This window comes from Actinoplanes sp. CA-131856, assembly GCF_050956135.1.
Classification (GTDB): Bacteria; Actinomycetota; Actinomycetes; order Mycobacteriales; family Micromonosporaceae; genus Actinoplanes.
The window spans coordinates 5,344,131-5,360,449 of the sequence record NZ_CP191849.1 but is presented as its reverse complement, the minus strand read 5'-3'; the positions used below and the strand labels follow the sequence as shown (position 1 = coordinate 5,360,449).

Annotated in this window: 15 protein-coding genes and 1 riboswitch; of the genes, 9 read left to right on the top strand and 6 right to left on the bottom strand. The window is 70.7% G+C overall.

Annotated elements, in window-relative coordinates; all coding sequences use genetic code 11:
- The first annotated feature begins 6 nt into the window (after positions 1-6).
- Genes ACQP2X_RS24825 through ACQP2X_RS24815 form a run of 3 tightly spaced genes read left to right on the top strand, consistent with a single transcriptional unit; the run spans position 7 to position 4,495 of the window.
- Complete coding sequence (locus ACQP2X_RS24825; protein WP_498700684.1) at positions 7-2,493, top strand: DEAD/DEAH box helicase; 2,487 nt, start codon at positions 7-9, stop codon at positions 2,491-2,493.
- Positions 2,493-3,827 carry a sensor histidine kinase gene (locus ACQP2X_RS24820; protein WP_498700683.1) on the top strand — a complete coding sequence of 445 codons (1,335 nt, stop codon included), beginning with the start codon at positions 2,493-2,495 and terminating at the stop codon, positions 3,825-3,827. The genes ACQP2X_RS24825 and ACQP2X_RS24820 overlap by 1 nt, the downstream gene beginning before the upstream one ends.
- A complete protein-coding gene (locus ACQP2X_RS24815; RefSeq protein WP_498700682.1) occupies positions 3,824-4,495 on the top strand; it encodes a response regulator in 672 nt (223 codons plus the stop codon). The genes ACQP2X_RS24820 and ACQP2X_RS24815 overlap by 4 nt, the downstream gene beginning before the upstream one ends.
- Here the strand turns inward: ACQP2X_RS24815 and ACQP2X_RS24810 are convergent.
- A complete protein-coding gene (locus tag ACQP2X_RS24810; protein WP_498700679.1) occupies positions 4,492-5,310 on the bottom strand; it encodes an SDR family oxidoreductase in 819 nt (272 codons plus the stop codon). The two genes, ACQP2X_RS24815 and ACQP2X_RS24810, sit on opposite strands and share 4 nt — an antisense overlap.
- Positions 5,311-5,427: 117 nt before the next feature.
- Here ACQP2X_RS24810 and ACQP2X_RS24805 point away from each other — a divergent pair, with 117 nt between their 5' ends.
- Positions 5,428-6,009 (top strand): TetR/AcrR family transcriptional regulator, encoded by a 582-nt coding sequence (locus ACQP2X_RS24805; protein ID WP_498700678.1) that lies wholly within the window; start codon positions 5,428-5,430, stop codon positions 6,007-6,009.
- 305 nt (positions 6,010-6,314) lie between these two features.
- On the opposite strand, the gene ACQP2X_RS24800 is transcribed toward ACQP2X_RS24805, so the two are convergent.
- The 4 genes from ACQP2X_RS24800 to mgrA all read right to left on the bottom strand — a co-directional run bounded on the left by ACQP2X_RS24800 (position 6,315) and on the right by mgrA (position 9,152).
- A complete protein-coding gene (locus ACQP2X_RS24800) occupies positions 6,315-6,689 on the bottom strand; it encodes a hypothetical protein (RefSeq protein ID WP_498700677.1) in 375 nt (124 codons plus the stop codon).
- Between the two features lie 101 nt (positions 6,690-6,790).
- Positions 6,791-7,540, bottom strand: coding sequence for a nucleotidyltransferase domain-containing protein (locus ACQP2X_RS24795; RefSeq protein ID WP_498700675.1), 750 nt, complete (start codon positions 7,538-7,540; stop codon positions 6,791-6,793).
- On the bottom strand, positions 7,540-8,193 hold the full coding sequence (locus tag ACQP2X_RS24790; RefSeq protein ID WP_498700674.1) for a nucleotidyltransferase domain-containing protein: 654 nt from the start codon (positions 8,191-8,193) through the stop codon (positions 7,540-7,542). The genes ACQP2X_RS24795 and ACQP2X_RS24790 overlap by 1 nt, the downstream gene beginning before the upstream one ends.
- Entirely contained in the window at positions 8,193-9,152 is a 960-nt protein-coding gene (gene mgrA / locus ACQP2X_RS24785; protein WP_498701027.1) for an L-glyceraldehyde 3-phosphate reductase, read from the bottom strand. The genes ACQP2X_RS24790 and mgrA overlap by 1 nt, the downstream gene beginning before the upstream one ends.
- Before the next feature lie 88 nt (positions 9,153-9,240).
- Positions 9,241-9,336, top strand: a riboswitch (glycine riboswitch).
- Positions 9,337-9,401: 65 nt separating this feature from the next.
- Between mgrA and gcvP the strand changes: the two genes are divergently transcribed.
- A complete protein-coding gene (gene gcvP, locus ACQP2X_RS24780) occupies positions 9,402-12,206 on the top strand; it encodes an aminomethyl-transferring glycine dehydrogenase (RefSeq protein WP_498700672.1) in 2,805 nt (934 codons plus the stop codon).
- Between the two features lie 61 nt (positions 12,207-12,267).
- On the opposite strand, the gene ACQP2X_RS24775 is transcribed toward gcvP, so the two are convergent.
- Positions 12,268-12,468: a DUF5999 family protein gene (locus ACQP2X_RS24775; RefSeq protein WP_097321528.1), complete on the bottom strand. Its 201-nt coding sequence runs from the start codon at positions 12,466-12,468 to the stop codon at positions 12,268-12,270.
- A 124-nt stretch (positions 12,469-12,592) separates the two neighbouring features.
- Here ACQP2X_RS24775 and ACQP2X_RS24770 point away from each other — a divergent pair, with 124 nt between their 5' ends.
- From ACQP2X_RS24770 to ACQP2X_RS24755, 4 genes are all read left to right on the top strand, one after another.
- Positions 12,593-13,807, top strand: coding sequence for a chorismate-binding protein (locus tag ACQP2X_RS24770; RefSeq protein ID WP_498700668.1), 1,215 nt, complete (start codon positions 12,593-12,595; stop codon positions 13,805-13,807).
- 4 nt (positions 13,808-13,811) lie between these two features.
- On the top strand, positions 13,812-14,390 hold the full coding sequence (locus ACQP2X_RS24765) for a dihydrofolate reductase family protein (RefSeq protein ID WP_498700665.1): 579 nt from the start codon (positions 13,812-13,814) through the stop codon (positions 14,388-14,390).
- A gap of 531 nt (positions 14,391-14,921) precedes the next feature.
- Entirely contained in the window at positions 14,922-15,824 is a 903-nt protein-coding gene (locus ACQP2X_RS24760; RefSeq protein WP_498700662.1) for a hypothetical protein, read from the top strand.
- A complete protein-coding gene (locus ACQP2X_RS24755; protein ID WP_498700660.1) occupies positions 15,821-16,312 on the top strand; it encodes a SigE family RNA polymerase sigma factor in 492 nt (163 codons plus the stop codon). Before ACQP2X_RS24760 ends, ACQP2X_RS24755 begins: the two co-directional genes overlap by 4 nt.
- Positions 16,313-16,319 lie beyond the last annotated feature (7 nt).

The following is a 16,319-nucleotide window of genomic DNA, read 5'->3' as shown; positions in this document are numbered from 1 at the left end:
GGCATCATGACACTGACCGATCGTCTTCCCGGCACCAACGAACCCGACGCCGTCTTCGACGCCTTTCAGAAATGGGCGACCGAGCAGGGCCTGGCCCTGTACACCCATCAGGAAGAGGCGCTCATCGAGGTCGCCACGGGAGCGAACGTCATCCTCAACACCCCCACTGGCTCCGGCAAGAGCCTCGTCGCCACCGGCGCGCACTTCGTGGCGCTGGCCGACGGGCGCACCACCTTCTACACCGCGCCCATCAAGGCGCTGGTCAGCGAGAAGTTCTTCGCCCTGTGCGCGATCTTCGGGGCGCACAACGTCGGCATGCTCACCGGCGACGCCAGCGTGAACGCGGACGCCCCGATCATCTGCTGCACGGCCGAGGTCCTGGCGAACCTGGCCCTGCGCGAGGGCGCGGACGCCGACGTCGGCCAGGTCGTGATGGACGAGTTCCACTTCTACAGCGAGCCCGACCGGGGCTGGGCCTGGCAGGTGCCGCTCATCGAGCTGCCGCAGGCGCAGTTCATCCTCATGTCGGCCACCCTCGGCGACACCACCCGCTTCGTCGACGACCTCAGCCGGCGCACCGGGCGGCCCACCGCCGTGGTCTCCAGCGTCGAGCGGCCGGTCCCGCTGCTTTTCTCGTACGCCATGACGCCGCTGCACGAGACGATCGAGGAGCTCCTGCAGACCAAGCAGGCGCCGGTCTACATCGTGCACTTCACGCAGGCGGCCGCCCTGGAGCGGGCGCAGTCGCTGATGAGCATCAACATGGCGACCCGCGAGGAGAAGGACAAGATCGCCGCGGCGATCGGGAACTTCCGGTTCGCCGCCGGCTTCGGCCGGACGCTGTCGCGGCTCGTACGGCACGGGATCGGCGTGCATCACGCCGGCATGCTGCCCAAATATCGCCGCCTGGTGGAGACCCTGGCCCAGGCCGGGCTGCTCAAGGTGATCTGCGGGACGGACACGCTCGGCGTCGGCATCAACGTGCCCATCCGCACCGTGCTGTTCACCGGCCTGTCCAAGTACGACGGGGTCAAGACCCGCCTGCTCAAGGCCCGCGAGTTCCACCAGATCGCCGGGCGCGCCGGCCGGGCCGGGTTCGACACCCTGGGCACGGTCATCGTGCAGGCCCCCGAGCACGTGATCGACAACGAGCGGGCCCTCGCCAAGGCCGGCGACGATCCGAAGAAGCGCCGCAAAGTCGTCCGGAAGAAGCCGCCCGAGGGCACCATCGGCTGGGGCCAGCCCACCTTCGACCGGCTCGTCGCGGCCGAACCGGAACCGCTGAACAGCTCCTTCCAGGTGTCGCACGCCATGCTGCTCAACGTCATCTCGCGCGGCGGCGACCCGTTCGTGGCCATGCGGCACCTGCTGACCGACAACCACGAGGAGCCGGCCGCCCAGCGCAAGCACATCCGCCGGGCCATCGCGATCGCCCGGGCGCTGCTGGCCGGCGGCGTCATCGAACGGACGCCCGAGGGGACGTACCGGCTGACCGAAGATCTTCAGCTGGACTTCGCCCTCAACCAGGCCCTGTCCCCGTTCGCCCTGGCCAGCCTCGAGCTGCTCGACCCGGAGGACCCGGCCTACGCGCTCGACGTCGTCTCCGTGATCGAGTCGACCCTCGAAGACCCACGGCAGGTGCTCTCGGCGCAGCGGCAGAAGGCACGCGGTGAGGCCGTCAACGCCATGAAGGCCGAGGGCATCGAGTACGAGGAACGGATGACCCTGCTCGAGGAGGTCACCCATCCGCGGCCGCTGCTGGAGCTGCTGGAGGCCGCCTACGAGACGTACCGCCGCGGTCATCCGTGGGTGGCCGACTACGAGCTCAAGCCCAAGAGCGTCGTGCGGGACATGTACGAGCGGGCGATGACCTTCACCGAGTACGTCTCGTTCTACGGCCTCTCGCGCTCCGAGGGGATCGTGCTGCGCTACCTGGCCGACGCCTATCGCGCGCTGCGCCAGACCGTGCCCGAGGACAGGCGTACCGAGGAACTCACCGATCTCATCGAGTGGCTGGGCGAGCTGGTCCGGCAGGTCGACTCGAGCCTGCTCGACGAGTGGGAGCGCTTGCGCAATCCCAACTTCGACATCGAGGAGGTACGCCTCGACGACAAGCCGCCGGCGGTCACCCGCAACACCCGCGCGTTCCGGGTGCTGGTCCGCAACGCCATGTTCCGCCGGGTCGAGCTGGCCGCGCTGCGCCGCTGGGACGTGCTGGGCGAGATGGACGGCGAGCACGGCTGGACCGCGCAGCGCTGGCAGGACGCCATCGAGGATTATTTCGACGAGTACGACGAGATCGGCACCGGTGCGTCCGCACGCGGCCCGGCCTTCCTGCACATCGAGACGACCTCCACGGCGTGGAACGTCCGGCAGGTCTTCGAGGACCCCGAGGGCGACCACGACTGGGGCATCGACGCCACGATCGACCTGGCCGCCTCGGACGAGGCCGGCGCGGCGGCGATCGTGGTCACGGCCGTCGGCCCGCATTGATGCTGTCACGGCGCCGGCTCATCGGCGGTTTCGTGGCCGCGGCGGCCGGGGTGCCCCTGATCACCCTGGTCGCCTACGGCACCGATCTCGCCCTGCCGGACGTGGTGCTGATCCTGGTCGGCGCCGTGGTGGCCGTGGCCCTGCTCGGTGGGCTGTGGCCGGCGCTGCTGGCCGCCATCGCCGGCTTCCTGCTGCTGAACTTCTACTTCACGGCCCCGCTGCACTCGCTGCACGTCAACTCGCCCGAGGGGCTGCTGGCGCTGCTGGTGTTCGCCGGGGTCGCCTCCAGCGTGTCGTGGGTGGTCGACCTGGCCGCCCGCCGCACCCGGCAGGCCGACCGGGCCGCCGCCGACGCCCGCACCCTGGCCGCGGTGGCCGGCGGCGTCCTGAACGGCCCCGATCCGCTCAAGGGGTTGCTGACGGAGCTGCGCGACAGCTTCGGCCTGGAGTCGGTGACCCTGCTCGAAGGCGGCACACCCGTGGCCGGCGCCGGCGAGCCCGTCACCGAGGGCGACGTCACCATCCCGATCGACGGCTCGCTCACCCTGGTGCTGCGCGGCCGGGTGCCCGAGCCGGGCGAGCGGCAGGTCGTGCGGGCCTTCGCCGCCCAGGCCGCGGTCGCCCTGCGCCAGCAGCGCCTCGCCATCGCGGCCGAGGGCGACCGGGTCCGCACCGCCCTGCTGGCCGCTGTCGGCCACGACCTGCGCACGCCGCTGGCCTCGGCCAAGGCGGCGGTGGCGGGGCTGCTCAGCGAGGAGGTCGAGTTCGACGCGGCCGACCGGCACGAACTGCTGGAGACCGCCGACGAGTCGCTCGACCGGCTGGCCGCGCTGGTGTCGAACCTGCTCGACATGAGCCGCCTGCAGGCCGGGACGCTCGGCATGGTCCCGGTCGATGTCGGCCTCGAGGACGTGGTGCCGCGCGCCCTGGACGAGCTCGGCCCGGCGGGGCGGCGTGTCGCCGTACACCTGCCCGATGATCTCGCGGCGGTCCGCGCCGATCCCGGTCTGCTCGACCGGGTGCTGGTGAACGTCGTCGGCAACGCCCTGCGGTACTCTCCGGCCGACCGGCCGCCCACCATCACCGGGCGGGTCGCGGACGGGCGGGTCGAGCTGCGCGTGGTCGACCACGGGCCGGGCATCCCGGCCGCCGACCGCGACCGGGTCTTCCTGCCCTTCCAGCGGCTCGGCGACCGGGACAACCACACCGGCGTCGGTCTCGGCCTGGCCCTGTCCCGCGGCCTGACCGAGGCGATGGGCGGCACCCTGACACCCGAGGACACACCCGGAGGCGGCCTCACCATGGTCCTCACCCTGCCGATGAGCCCGGCATGACGCGCATCCTGGTGGTCGACGACGATCCGCAGATCGTGCGGGCCCTGCGGATCAACCTCCGGGCCCGGCAGTACGACGTCGACATCGCGGCCGACGGCGCCGGCGCGCTCAAGGCGGCCGCCGCCCACCCGCCCGACCTGGTCGTGCTCGACCTGGGCCTGCCCGACATGGACGGCGCCGAGGTGATCCGCGGCCTGCGCGGCTGGACCACGGTGCCGATCATCGTGCTGTCCGGGCGGGCCGAGGGCACCGACAAGGTGGCCGCCCTCGACGCCGGCGCCGACGACTACGTGACCAAGCCGTTCGGGGTGGACGAGCTGCTGGCCCGCATCCGGGCGGTGACCCGCCGCGCCCACACCACCGAGGGCAGCGGACCGGCCACGGTCACCTTGGGCCAGTACACGATCGACCTCTCGGACCACACGATCACCCCGGAGCAGCGGCTCACCCCGACCGAGTGGCAACTGCTGGAACGCCTGCTGCGCAACCCCGGCAAGCTGATCACCCAGCGCAGCCTGCTGCACGACGTGTGGGGCCCGCAGTACGGCACCGAGACGAACTATCTGCGCCAGTACATGGCCCGGCTGCGCCGCAAGCTCGAGGACGACCCGACCCGCCCCCGGCACCTGATCACCGAGCCGGGGATGGGCTATCGCTACCAGCCTTAGGCGCCCTGAGCGGCGCTCGACAGGCCGGCCCAGGCGTCCCAGGTCTTGAGCCGCTCGCCGTAGAGGTGCTTGACGATGTCCAGCGGCCCGTCGCCGAAGAACACCCGCAGCGGCGGGTTCTCGGCGTCGACGACCTTCAGCAGCGCCGCCCCGGTGGCGGCCGGGTCACCCCGGCGCGCGTCACCGGACCGGGCGGCCATCGCGTCGCGGATCGGCTGGTACGCGGGGAGCGGCGCGCCGTGCACGGCCGACGAGCCGCCCCAGTCGGTCGCGTAGCCGCCCGGCTCGACGATGGTCACCTTGATCCCAAGGCCGGCGACCTCCTGGGCCAGGGACTCGGACAGACCTTCCAGGGCCCACTTCGAGGCGTGGTAGACACCCAGCGACGGGAACGCCGCGACGCCGCCGATGCTCGACACCTGAACGATGTGGCCGCTGCCCTGCGCCCGCAGGATCGGCAGAACTTCCTGGGTCACCCAGTAGGCGCCGAAGAAGTTGGTCTCCATCTGCTCGCGGACCTGCTGCTCGGTCGGCTCCTCGACCATGGCGAACAACCCGTAGCCGGCGTTGTTGACGATCACGTCGAGGCGGCCGAACTTCTCATGGGCGGCCTTGACCGCCGCGGCCACGGCCGCCTTGTCGGTGACGTCCAGGGTCAGCGGCAGAACGGCGTCGCCGTACTCGGCGGCGAGATCGTCCAGCGAGCTGATGTCCCGGGCGGTGGCGGCGACCCGGTCGCCGCGCTCCAGCGCCGCCTGAGTGAACGCGCGGCCGAAGCCACGTGACGTACCGGTGATGAACCAGACCTTGCTCATGATGCTCCCTTCAGCAGGGAACCCACGCTAGCCGAAAGCTGGACTCGTCTAAAAGTAGATGCGTCGGATATTTTTGTGAGCAAGGTCGGTTAGGATCTCCCGGTCGAGGAGGCGATGATGGCGACCCTGCGTGAGCGCAAGAAGCTGGCCACGTGGCGAACCATCCGCCGGGCCGCGCTGGAGCTGTTCGAGCAGCACGGCTACGAGGCGATCAGCGTGGAGCAGATCGCCGAGGCGGCGAATGTGTCGCGGGCGACGTTCTTCAACTACTTCGCCACCAAAGAGGCGGCGCTCTTCGACCCCGACCCCGAGGAGCGCGACACCTGGCGGGCCGCGATGGCTTCCAGGCCCGCCGAGGAGTCCCCGTGGGACTCGGTGACCGCGGTGATGCTGGGCTTCAACGAACGCCTCGGCGATCGGATGCCGCTGCAACGCCGGCTCAAGGCCCAGAATCCCGCGCTGGCCAGGTCGGCCCCGAACCTGGGCGAGCAGTTCCGCGCCGACCTGCGCGACTTCCTCACCGAGCGCACCGGCCCGGGCGCCGAGGCGACGGTGCAGCTGTACATCAATCTCGCCTTCGCCGCTGCCGCCACCGCGTACCAGACGTGGACGTTCGACGAGGACTACGACACTTACCTCGAGAGGCTGAGGCGCTACCTGCACCAGACCGGCGCGGGAGTCAACCACCACCGACCCTGAACAGGAGCCGGCTCACGAGCCGTTGTGCCGTTGGGAAGCGCCCGCTCGCGGCTTTCCACCGCTGAATTCGGCGGCCCGCCGGGGGAACGTTTCTGGACGGCCATATCGTCTGCCGGGTCCAGGAGCCGGTGACGAGGTGCTGCGGGTTGCGGCCACCCGGCGCCGTAGCCTTCGGGCGCGCGCTGAGGGCCGAGATCGACCGGCGTGCCGCGGGTGCGGGACTGACGACGATGCGCTTGGGCACGGCGACCGACCAGTCCGGAGCCACGAGACCGGCCGTGAGCGCCGACTGGGCTGGAGCTGGACTACGTCAAGACGCTTGCCGCGAGCTGGTCGGCGGCTCGGCGGGCGGCGGCCAGGCGCAGGTGCGGGTGGCGGGTCTCCCACGCGGCGCGGACGGCGCGGGGGAGGTTCAGGTCGGGCCAGACGCGGATCAGAGTCGGGCCGTCCAGGTACGCGCGCAGCTCGCTGACGCGGATGGCCTCGCGCAGGACGTTCTCGTACATCCACGCCAGCATGGTCGGCTCGGCCAGGTCGAAGGCGCGCTGCGGGCCCCACCACAGGCGCAGCGGCAATTCCACCATTCCGCGGGTGGGGCCGCGCAGCTCGCCGAGCGTGCCCGCCACGAGGACCGGCCGGTGGGGCCGGGCGAGGTGGACGGGGGCAAGGGTGGCGCTCATGCGATCAGCGTAAACCGACGATGGCCCCGAAACGTAATTCCTAGATTCCTAGGAAGCTTTAGGGGCAGTGCGGCGAGCCGCACCGAACATAAATACGACGGCTACGCCGACAGCCGTGCCTGGACCACCAGGTCGTGCAAAGCGGAAACGGCGGAAGGCGCCGGTGTGGCCGGCAGGAAAGAACTGTCGCGGGCTTCTTCCAGCGCCGTGCGCAGGGCCGCCGCGTCCTGTCGCAACCGTGTCGTCAAAGGGGTGGGGAAAGGTCCGTGCTCCGCCTCGCGCTTCAGAGCGATCAGATCCCGTACGTAGTCGAGGTCGTTCCCGAGCACATTCAGGTCGGTTTCGAGTTCGCCGGTGCGCATCAAATGCTGTCCGGTGAGCAGGACCCGCAGCAGATAGAGGGCGGGTTTCAGGTCGCCGGTCTTGTCGAAAAGGCGTTCCTGGGTGGCGGCGAATCCGAGGTAGTGGTGGGCGTGGTTGCTGGTGATGAACTGGGGCGCGAGTTCCTTCAACCGACGATGCAGCGGCGACGTCGTGACGATCAGCGGGGAGAGCAGCTGTTCGAGGACGTAGCCGTTGCGGCTGTTGAGCAGGCGGGCGAACTTGAGCAGGTCGTGGCTGACCACGTCGAGCTCGACGCCGTCGCGGTAGCCGCCGCTCTGCACGGTCTCGGGGCCGGTGTGCAGGCCGACCACCTCGGCCGCGGGCAGCAGGTGGGCGGCGCGCAGGTCGAGGTCGGAGTCGACGGAGGCGAAGCCGTAGAGGTGGGCGCCGCTGACCGTTGCGAAGATCACTTCGTGGGGGAGGGTGGCGATGATCTCGGACGACCACTCGGGAACCTGGATCGTCATCAGAGCCCTCTCTCGCGTACCCGGACCAGCAGTTGATCTATGGTCTGGCGATCCGGGTCCGGGGGCAACGGGGTTTCCGCGGTGGCGGCGGCCAGGTCCTTCTGGAGATCGGCGGCCCAGGCGGTTACCTCGGGCCAGGCGACCTCGCCTCGTTTGACGGCGAGCAGCTGGTCGCGGAACGGGCTGACGTCGACCAGGACGGTGCCGGTGCGCAGGACGTGGGCGCCGGCCATGAGCAGGCGGATCATGTGCATGGCCTGTTTGTGGTTGGTCTCGCCGGTGCGGTCGCGGCGGCCCGCGACGCGGTTGAGCTGGTCGCGGGCGTACGACCCGTACGTCTCGGCGACCCGGCGTGAGAGGAACGCCGGCCGGACCGAGAGAAGGTCCTCGCCGTCGGGCGTGACAGTCTCGATCAAGGGTGACCACAGCACTTCGAGGACCGTCGGGTTGGCCTGCAGGGCCAGCGTGCAGAAGCGTTCGATCTCCCAGGAGAACTCTTCGTCGCGGGGGCCGTCGCGGTGTGTGGGTGGCTTGTCGAGGTGCCAGAACGAGCGGGTAGGTGCGGCGTAGACGCCGCGGCGGTCGTGGTCGGATTCCGGGCCGGCGAGGCCGTACGCGCGGGAGCCGACCACGACCCCGAGGATGGTGGTCATTACAGGTCGAGGACCGTGCCGTCGATCTCGCTGATCTCCTCCTCGGTGAGGGGGAGGTTGCCGATGGCGGCGACGTTGTTCTCCAGCTGCTCGACGCTGCTGGCGCCGATGATGAGGCTGGTCATGCGCTCGTCGCGCAGGGCCCAGGCCAGGGCCATCTGGGCCAGGGACTGCCCGCGGCGCTTGGCGATGTCGTTGAGGGCGTGGATGCGGGCCAGGGTGCCCTTGTCCAGGTCGCTCTCGTTGAGGAAGTTGCTGGTGCGCACCCGGCTGTCGTCGGGGATGCCGCCGAGGTAGCGGTCGGTGAGCAGGCCCTGCTGCAGGGGGCTGTAGGCGATGGCGCCGGCGCCGGCCGTCTCGAGGGTGTCGAGCAGGTTGTCCTTCTCGATCCAGCGGTTGAGGATCGAGTACGACGGCTGGTGGATCAGCAGCGGGGTGCCGAGCTCGCGCAGGATGCGGGCGGCTTCGGCGGTCTCGGCCGCCTTGTAGTTGGACAGGCCGACGTACTGGGCCTTGCCGGCGCGGACGATGGCGTCGAGGGCGCCCATCGTCTCCTCGAGCGGGGTGTCGGGGTCGGGCCGGTGGTGGTAGAAGATGTCGACGTAGTCGAGGCCGAGCCGCTTGAGCGACTGGTCGAGGCTGCTGACCAGGTATTTGCGGCTGCCCCACTCGCCGTAGGGGCCGGGCCACATGTAGTAGCCGGCCTTGGTGGAGATGACGATCTCGTCGCGGTGGGCGCGCAGGTCGGCGTCGAGGATGCGGCCGAAGTTCGACTCGGCGCTGCCGGCCGGCGGGCCGTAGTTGTTGGCCAGGTCGAAGTGGGTGACGCCGAGGTCGAAGGCGCGGCGGACGATGTCGCGCTGGCGCTGCCAGGGGCGCTCGTCGCCGAAGTTGTGCCAGAGGCCGAGCGAGATCACGGGGAGCTTGAGGCCGCTGCGGCCCGTACGGCGGTAGGTCATGGTGTCGTAGCGGTTGCCCGCCGGGGTGTAGGTCACAGTCCTACCCTTCCAGTTTCCTGGCTGTGCTTTATCCACTGGTAGTTTGGTACCTAGCCATGCGGGAGAGATCACCGGGTTAGTCGGTGGCGCCGAAGGGGCAAATCCTCCCCGGAACCTCTCAGGCAAAGCGGACCGCATGGGCAGGCGACTCTGAAACGCGCGCGTGACAGAGGGGGAGGCCGCCTTGTCGACCTCTCTGTAGGAGCCGTCATGACGTTCGCATCCCGGCACATCGGCCCGGACCAGGACGAGCAGACCCATATGCTCAAAGCCATCGGGTACGCGTCGCTGGACGCCCTGATGGACGCCGCGATCCCCGAGGTGATCCGCTGGCACGGCACCCTTGATCTGCCGGAGGCCGCCTCCGAGGAGGAGACGATCGCCGAGTTGCGGGCGATCGCGTCGCGGAACACGGTGACGACCTCGATGATCGGGCTGGGGTACTACGGCACGTTCACGCCGGCCGTGATCAAGCGGAACGTGCTGGAGAACCCGGCCTGGTACACGGCGTACACGCCGTATCAGCCGGAGATCAGCCAGGGCCGTCTCGAGGCTCTGCTGAACTTCCAGACGATGGTGACCGATCTGACCGGTCTGACCACCGCCAACGCGTCGATGCTGGATGAGGGCACCGCGGTGGCCGAGGCCATGACGTTGGCCCGGAGGGCTTCGAAGTCAAAGTCTCCGGTGTACGTCGTCGACGCCGACACGCTCCCGCAGACGCTCTCCGTTCTCCGGACGCGGGCCGAGCCGCTGGGGATCTCGCTCGCGATCGTCGATCTTGACGCCGGCGATGCCCTTCCGTCCGAATATTTCGGACTTCACCTGCAATATCCAGGGGCTTCGGGCGCCGTACGGGACCACGCCGCCCTGATCTCGGCCGCGCACTCCGCCGGCGCGCTGGTCACGGTCGCGGCCGACCTGCTGGCGCTGACGCTGCTGCGCGCGCCGGGGGAGATCGGTGCCGACATCGCGGCCGGCACGACGCAGCGGTTCGGTGTTCCGCTGGGCTTCGGTGGCCCGCACGCCGGATATCTCGCGGTGCGGGCCGGTCTGGAGCGGTCGCTGCCGGGCCGCCTGGTCGGTGTGTCCAAGGACGCGGACGGCGCCCCGGCCTACCGGCTGGCGTTGCAGACGCGGGAGCAGCACATCCGGCGGGAGAAGGCGACCAGCAACATCTGCACGGCGCAGGTGCTGCTGGCGGTGATGGCGAGCATGTACGCGGTGTACCACGGACCGGCCGGTCTGCGGGCGATCGCGAAGCGGGTGCACGATCACGCGCTGACCGTGGCCGGCAGCCTGACCCGGGGCGGCATCGCGGTGACCAGCGATGCCTTCTTCGACACGGTGACCGCTGTGGTGCCGGGCCGGGCCGCCGCGATCGTCGAGGCGGCCGCGGCCGAGGGTGTCGACCTGCGGCTGGTCGACGCGGACCACGTGTCGGTGGCGTGTGACGAGACGACCACCGCGGCGCATGTGGCGACGGTGCTGACGGCGTTCGGTGTGCCGGTCGCGGCGCCGGCCGAGTGCGGCGCGAAGCCGCTCGGGCGTACCACCGAGTATTTGACCCACCCGGTCTTCGGATCGCACCACTCGGAGACGAGCATGCTGCGTTACCTGCGCAAGCTCTCGGACCGGGACTACGCGCTGGACCGGGGCATGATCCCGCTGGGCTCGTGCACGATGAAGCTCAACGCCACCACCGAGATGGAGCCGGTGACCTGGCCCGAGTTCGCCAACATCCATCCGTACGCCCCGGCGTCGCGGACGGCCGGCTACGAGCACCTGGTGTCGTCCCTCGAAGGCTGGCTGGCCGAGATCACCGGGTACGACGCGGTGAGTGTGCAGCCGAACGCGGGTTCGCAGGGTGAGCTGGCCGGTCTGCTGGCCATTCGTGGCTACCACCGGTCGCGGGGCGAGGAGCACCGCGACGTCTGCCTGATCCCGTCGAGCGCGCACGGAACGAATGCCGCCAGCGCCGTCATGGCCGGCATGCGGGTAGTGGTCGTCGCGTGCGATTCCCTGGGCAACATCGACATGTCAGATTTGTCGGTCAAAATCGACGCTCACGCCGCCTCGCTCGCCGCGATCATGGTCACCTACCCCTCGACCCACGGGGTGTACGAGACGTCGATCGCCGACCTGTGCGCGGCCGTGCACGACGCCGGCGGTCAGGTGTACGTCGACGGGGCCAACCTGAACGCGCTGGTCGGCTATGCGCGGCCGGGCCGGTTCGGCGCCGACGTGTCGCACCTGAACCTGCACAAGACGTTCTGCATCCCGCACGGTGGCGGTGGCCCGGGCGTGGGCCCGGTCGCGGTCCGCTCGCACCTGGCGTCGTTCCTGCCCGGCGACCCGCTGTCTTCGGGTGAGCAGCACGCGGTCTCGGCGGCGGCGCACGGCTCGGCCGGCATCCTGCCGATCTCGTGGGCCTATCTGCGGATGATGGGCCCCGACGGGCTGGTCGCGGCGACCGGCGCGGCCGTGCTGGCCGCCAACTACGTGGCCTCGCGGCTCAGCGAGCACTACCCGGTGCTCTACGCCGGCAACAACGGCCTGGTCGCGCACGAGTGCATCCTCGACCTGCGCCCGATCACCAAGGCGACCGGCGTCTCGGTCGACGACGTGGCCAAGCGGCTGATCGACTACGGCTTCCACGCGCCGACGATGTCGTTCCCGGTGGCCGGCACCCTCATGGTGGAGCCGACCGAGAGCGAGGACCTGGCCGAGCTGGACCGGTTCTGCGACGCGATGATCGCGATCAAGGGTGAGATCGACCGGGTGGCGGCGGGCGAGTGGCCAGCCGGGGACAACCCCCTCGCCAACGCGCCGCACACGGCGGCCGCGGTGACGGCGGACGTCTGGGAGCACGCTTACCCGCGGTCGGTGGCGGGCTTCCCGCCCGGCGTCGACAAGACGGCGAAGTACTGGCCGCCGGTGCGCCGGATCGACGGCGCCTACGGCGACCGTAACCTGGTCTGCTCCTGCCCGGACCCGTCCGCCTTCGAGGACTGATCCGGCGTTCGACGTGTCGCCCTTCGGCTACTCTCAGTAGCCGTCGGGCGGCTTGTCGGCGCTACGCCGCGAGGGCGTGCCGGGCGGGGCCCCGGTGCGGCTCGATCATGGTGCCGTCGGGGAGGATCTCACCCGTGTCCTCGAAGACGATGACGCCGTTGCAGAGCAGGCTCCAGCCTTGCTCGCGGAAGGTCGCCACGGTCCGGGCGGCCTCGCGGTCGACGGCCTCAGCGTTGGGACATTGGTTCGTGTGCTGGCACAACATCGTGGTTCTCCGGTCGGGGGTTGTGTGAAGACTCACAACGACGGTGACGGACGTTACCTGAATCCGAACGACCTTGGATCGGGCGGGTGACGGCGTCCCATTGAAAGAATCCTCGCTTCCGATGGTCCACGGAACTCCCCCGATCGACCACTTCCCGACACCTGTTCCGGGGTCGCCGCCGGGTGCTCCGGGGTCCTGCCAGGGCCGTCACCGTGCGTCAACGGTGTTCCAGTGGTACCGATGTGACGGTGGTGACCCCGCAGAGCTTGTCGCCACCTTCTTCGAAGCCAACGGACTGCCGGTGCGAAACATTGGCCGAACGGCCCCCCGGATCCACCCGATCGGCGCTGGCTCGGTGTGTGGGGCCGCACTGTATGTGTCCGCGGATGCCGGTTGCGTGATGGCCGGCGGCGCCGCCGGGGCGCCCTCGCCGGTGCCGGCGATCCCCGACGTCTACGCGGTGCTCTACGTCCATACCCCCTCACACGGCGAGCCCCCGTCACCGGTTCACTACGCGCTGGGAGAGTGGACGCCGAGCTGGACACCGGCCGCGCACGCTGAAGCGGTTCAGGCCGTCCGCGAGGCGATCGGCCGGGGCGACGTCTATCAGGCCAACGTGGTGGGGCACGCCAGCGCGCCGTACGCGGGCGATCCCACCGCCGCCCTGCACCGGGTGGCCCGGCTGCCCGGCGCGCGGTACGGGGGCGTCCTGGCCGGCGACGGGTGGGCGCTGGCCACGGCGTCGCCCGAGACGCTGGTCGAGGTCCGCGACGGCCGGGTCGTCACGCGGCCGATCAAGGGGACCCGCCCGGCCACGGCGTCGGGCCGCCGCGAGCTGCTGGCCTCGGAGAAGGAACGCGCCGAACACGTGATGATCGTGGATCTGGAGCGCAACGACCTGGCCCGGCTGCCCGGTGTCGGTCCCGTCCGGGTCGACGAGCTTTTCGCCGTACGCCGATGGGCCGATCTCTGGCAGGCCGAGTCGGTCGTGTCGGCGCCGGTCCTCGGGCGCCTCGACCTGGCCGACCTGCTCCGGGCGGTGTGCCCGGGAGGATCGGTGACCGGGGCGCCCAAGCTGGCCGCCCTGGCCGAGATCGCCCGGCTGGAGCCGGTCGGCCGCGGCGTCTCGATGGGCGCCGCCGGCTGGATCGGGCACGACCACATCGACCTGGGCCTGACCATCCGCACGGTCGCCGCCGACGGCCACCGCCTGCACAGCTGGGCCGGCGGCGGCATCACCTGGGACAGCGACCCGGCGGCCGAGGTGGCCGAGGCGGCGGCGAAGGCGGCGCCGATCCGGGCGGCGCTTTCTTGTCGTACCCCCATGGCAGGGTGAACCCGTGCCGAAGACGCAGTACTACACCGCGACCACGCTCGACGGGTACCTCGCCGACGAGCACAACTCCCTCGACTGGCTGTTCGAGGTCGGTGAGAGCCGCGACGACGAGTCCGGGGTGAGCCCGTTCGAGGCCTTTTTCGCCGGGGTGGGCGCGTTCGCCATGGGCGCGACCACATACGAGTGGGTCCTCGACCACGACGCCCTGCTCGACAACCCGGCGAAATGGGCCGAGTACTACGGCGACGTCCCAGCCTGGATCTTCACCCACCGCGACCTGCCACCGATACCCGGCGCCGACCTGAAATTCGTCCAGGGCGACGTCCGCCCGGTCCACGAGGCCATGACCAGAGCGGCCGCCGGCAAGAACATCTGGCTGGTCGGCGGCGGCGACCTGACCGGCGCCTTCGCCGACGCGGGCCTGCTCGACGAGATCATCGTGGGGGTCACGCCGGTGACCCTGGGCGCCGGCGCCCCGCTGCTGCCGCGCCGCCTGACCTCGAAACGCCTGACCTTGACCGACATGACCCGGCGGGGCCAGTTCGCCTACCTGACATACGCGGTGGGCCAGCCCACCGCCTGACCCCGCGTTTGCCGCGCCCGCGCGTCCCTGTGCTGCCCGTGCGGGCTCGGCCTTCGCCGCCGCGCCGTCCTGCAGTGGGCGGCGTGCCCTGTGGGCTCGGCTGTTCGGTGGCGCTGTCTTGTTTCTGGGCGGCGTGCGCTGGCGGCTCGGCTGTTTGGTGGCGCCGTTTTGCGGTGGCCGGCGTGGCTCGCGGGCCTGGCTGGTTGGTGGCGCTGTCTTGTCAGTGGGCGGTGTGCGCTGGGGGCTCGGCTGGTTGGTGGCGCTCGGGTGCGGAGTCGCGCCGTTTCGCTGTGGCTGGCTCGTCCGGTTTGGTGGGCCGTTTTGCAGTGGCCAAGCGCCGCTTGTGGGCGGGCTGTCTGGTGCCTTGGGAGCGGGGTGGCCGGGGCGGGTGGCGGCGGGCACTATGGGGGCCCGATCCGGCCGGTGACCAAGTTTTCTGGGGAGTGCGGTCACCTGATCGGGGTGTCGATGCGTCTACGCCTGTGGGCGGTCGTGGGGTCGCCGGCGCGAGGGAAGGCATGAGGGGTCGCTGTGACCGAAGATCTGCGGGCGCTGCTGCGCGACGATCTCAACGCTGAGCGGCCGCCGCCGCTCGGTGATGTCGTGGGGGCGGCTCTGCGTGACGGGCAGCGGATCCGCCGTCACCGGCGGCGGCTGGCTGTGGGTGGTGGCGCGGTGGCGGTCGTGGGGGTGCTGGCCGGGGTTGCTGTCGCCGGTGGAGGGCTGACCTCTCCGGTGCGGTCGCCGAACGAGTTCGGGCCGGCGGCGGCGGCGGCGCCGGCTGTCAGTGAGGCGCCCGGTCGGCGGGCGGCACCCACCGTGACGGCGCCGGTGCTCGGAGGCGCGCCCGCGGTCACGGCGCCCGGCTTTCCTCCCCGATCCGTGCCGATCAGCCCGAAGGTCGCGGTGAGCCCGGGGCACAGCCGTACGTTGGCGATCTCCGGCGGGGGGCTGCGGCCCACCGGGCCACTGACGAAAGCGACCCCAGCGGCGATGGCCTACCTTCTGAACGAGCTCCTGCCGGCCGGCAAGGCGCGCGGCTTCACCATCGCTTCGGGCGGGGAGTTGCGGGTGCGGGCCTTCGTCGACACCGGTCTCGGGCCGGGCACGGTGCAGGTGGCGGTCAGCCGGGTCGATGTCCGGCCGCCGCTTCCCGACCGGGGTGACCTGGCGAAGGTGACGATCGTGACGTTCCCGGGGGAGTGCGCGCGGGCCGCTTCCGTCACTGCGGGCTGGCCGGACGGTACGACCGTGGAGATCGGCATCGACTCGTGTGCGCCCGCCGGTGGGCCCAAGGGGCTGGCCACGCCGGTGCTCGACCCGGACACGGCAGCGAAGATCGCCGCGGATCCTCGGTGGGGCGTGACGATGGAGGCGAGCCTGGTCGGGCTGGGCGAGAAGCGGTACCCGCACCTGCCGGAGTTCGCCGGATGAGCGCCGACGACGAGTTCGCCGAGTTCGCGACCGCGCACGCCGAGCGGCTGCGGACGACCGCGTTCATGCTGTGCCGTGACTGGCATCTGGCCCAGGACCTGACGCAGACGGCGCTGACCAAGCTCTACCTGAGCTGGCGCAAGGCGATCCAGGCGGACAACCTGCTGGCGTACACCCAGAAGATCCTGCTGCGCAGCTATCTGGACCACCGCCGGCGCCGGTCGTCGACCGAGTCGACGCCGGGTGTGCTGGCCGAGCCCACCTACCGGGAGAATCCCGAGCTGCGGGTGACCATGCTCGACGCGCTGGGGCATCTGCCCGAGCGGGACCGGGCCATCGTCATCCTGCGCTACTTCGAGGACTACAGCGTGGAGCAGGTGGCCGACGTGCTCGACGTTCCGGTCAGCGTGGTCAAGAGCCAGACCCGCCGGTCGCTGTCCAAGCTGCGGGAACTGCTCGCGGCCGACCAACTCGCCCTGTTCGGGTAACGACCGG